The following is a 2,858-nucleotide window of genomic DNA, read 5'->3' on the forward strand; positions in this document are numbered from 1 at the left end:
CCGCATGTCCGTCCGGGCGGTCAGTCGGCCGGGCCGTCGAGGAAGGCGAACAGCTCCTCGTCGTCGGCCCCGCTGAACCGGTCGGCCGGGCCGGTCCCGGGACGTTCGCCGAGCCGGTCCACCAGATCCCGCAGCCGCCGGGCCGCGGCGGACCGCAGCTCGGGGTCGTCGGGCAGGTCGGCGAAAGCGGCCTCCAGCTCGGCGAGCGCCGTCAGCGGCGAGGTCCCGTCCGGACGTCCGGAGTCCAGGCCGTCCCGGAGATGGCCCGCCAGCTGGAGCAGGGTCGGATAGTCGAAGACCAGCGTGGACGGGAGCTTCAGCCCGGTCGCCCGGGACAGCCGGCCGTGCAGGTCCATCGCCGTCAGCGAGTCCAGGCCCAGGTCGAACAGGCCACGGTCGGGGGAGACCGACGCGGTGCCGTCGAGGCCGAGGACCTCGGCGACCTCCCCGCCGATGAGGCCGACCAGCAGGCCCTCCTGCTCGTCGGCGGGGCGGCCGGTGAGCCGGTCGGTCCAGAGTGCCGCGGGCGCCCGCCGGACGGCGCGGCTCCGCACCAGGCCCCGTAGCACGGCGGGGAGGGTTTCGGTGTCGGAGCCCCGCAGCGCCGCCGTGTCGAGGCCGATCGGTACCGGTACGGGACAGCCCGCCGTGAGGGCGGCGTCGAACAGGGCGAGGCCCTGCTCGGGCGGGAGCGGGACGATGCCGGAGCGGGCGAGCCGCGCCAGCGCCGCCGCCGACAGAGCGCCGCCCATGCCGCCCTGGTCCCAGAGCCCCCACGCGATGGAGGTGGCGGGGAGGCCCTGGGCGTGGCGGTGCTGGGCGAGGGCGTCGAGGTAGGTGTTGGCCGCCGCGTAGTTGGCCTGCCCCGGCGTGCCGAGGTGTCCCGCGGCAGACGAGAACAGGATGAAGGCGTCAAGGTCGCGGGTCTGCCGGTGGAGGTTCCAGGCGGCGTCGATCTTGGGCCGGAACACGTCGGTGAGGTGGTCGTCGGTCTGGGCGTGCAGCGGGGCGTCGCGGAGCACTCCGGCCGCGTGGATCACGGCGGTGAGCGGGTGCTCGGCCGGGACCGACGCGAGGAGCGCGGCGAGGTCGCCGGGATCGGCGGCGTCGCAGGCGGCGATCGTCACGTGCGCGCCGTGCTCCTCCAGGCGGGCGGCGAGGTCCGCCGCGCCGGGGGCGTCGGGGCCGCGCCGCCCGGTGAGCAGGAGGCGCCGGATGCCGTACCGGACGGCCAGGTGCTCGGCGATGAGCCCGCCGAGCGCCCCGGTGCCGCCGGTGATCAGGACGGTGCCCGGCCGGGTGAACGGCGGCGGCGGGGCGTCCGGGGCGGCGGTCAGGGGCGTCAGCCGGGGGACCAGGGCACGGCCGTCCCGCAGTGCGAGCTGCGGCTCGCCCGACGCGATCGCCGAGGCGAGGGCGGCGGCGGACGCCGCGGTTCCGTCGGAGTCGATCAGCACGATCCGTCCGGGATGCTCGGACTGGGCCGTCCTGACCAGGCCCCAGAGCACCGCGTGGTCCAGGCGCGGGTCCTCACCCGGCCCGGCCACGACGGCCCCCGAGGTGACCACGACGATGCGGGCGTCTCCGTCGAGCAGGTCACGCAGCCCCGGGAGCGCGGCCGACGCCACGGCGAGCGGCTCGCGCGGCTCGTCGGGGACGGGCAGGAGGACGTACGGGGATTCCTGCCGGTCGGCCGAGGGCGACGCCGGGATCCAGGCGGTCTCGTAGAGGGGGTCGCGGTGCCGTCCGGCGAGGGCCCCGTCGGGCAGGGCGCGGACGGACAGGGATCCGACGGTCAGGACGGGCCGGCCGTCGGCGCCCGCGAGGACGATCCGGTGGGCGTCGCCGCCGGCCGGTTCGATGACGGCCCGCGCCTCGGTCGCGTCCGCCGCGTGCAGGACGACCCCCGACCAGGAGTACGGCAGCAGCAGCCGTCCCCCGTTCGACGCCTCGCGCAGCGCCAGCGGATGCAGCGCCGCGTCGAACAGCGCCGGATGGACGCCGAATCCTGCGGTGGGGGTGTCCTCGCCGAGCCGGACGGTCGCGTACAGCGTGTCGCCGGACTCGCTCAGCCCGGCCAGGTTCTGGAAGGCGGGCCCGTAGTCGTAGCCGTGGGCGGCGAGCGTCTCGTACAGCCCGCTGACGTCCACGGGGCTCGCGTCGTCCGGGACGTCCGGGACGGGCACGGGGGCGGGCTCGACCGAGGTGAGGGTGCCGGTGGCGTGCGCCGTCCAGGGGGTGTCCGAGCCGCTGGGACGGGAGCGCACGGTGAGCGGGCGCGTCCCGGCCGGGTCCGGCGGTCCGGCGATCAGGTGCAGGTCGAGCGGCGTCTCCGTGGCGACGAACACGGCTTCGAGGAGCGTCAGCTCGTCGACGACCGGGCATCCGACGGCCCGCCCGGCGTGCAGCGCCAGGTCGAGGAGGGCGGCGGCGGGCAGCAGCGGCGTCCCGTGGACGGCGTGGTCGAGCAGCCAAGGATGGGTTCCCGTCGAGAGCCGCCCGGTGAGAACGACGGTCTCGTCGGGCAGTTCGACGGCCGCGCCGAGCAACGGATGCCCGGCGGCGGCCAATCCGAGACCGGTCGCGGTCCCGGGGGCGGCGTCGCCGGTCAGCCAGTAGCGGCGGTGTTGGAACGGGTAGGTCGGCAGCGGCACCGTGGGCCGGACAGCCCGAGCCTTCGACGGCGCCCCGGTGTGCGCGAGCGCGGTCAGGAACGCGGTGGCGTCGTCCTTGCGATGATCGAGGACGGCCTGCGCCACCGCACCGTCCAGGGACTGTTCGGCGAGCGTCGCGAGTGTCGGGCGCGGCCCGAGTTCGAGGTAGAGGGCGGGGGAGTGTTCGGCGTGGAGGTGGGTGAG

1 protein-coding gene is annotated in these 2,858 nt (G+C 76.3%); it reads right to left on the reverse strand.

The window, feature by feature from the left end; translation table 11 throughout:
* Window positions 1-20 precede the first annotated feature (20 nt).
* A partial coding sequence (locus ACFWP5_RS52150; protein ID WP_384174429.1) for a type I polyketide synthase occupies window positions 21-2,858 on the reverse strand: 2,838 nt, incomplete at its 5' end.

It is taken from the genome of Streptomyces sp. NPDC058469 (genome assembly GCF_042721125.1).
Taxonomy (GTDB): Bacteria; Actinomycetota; Actinomycetes; order Streptomycetales; family Streptomycetaceae; genus Streptomyces.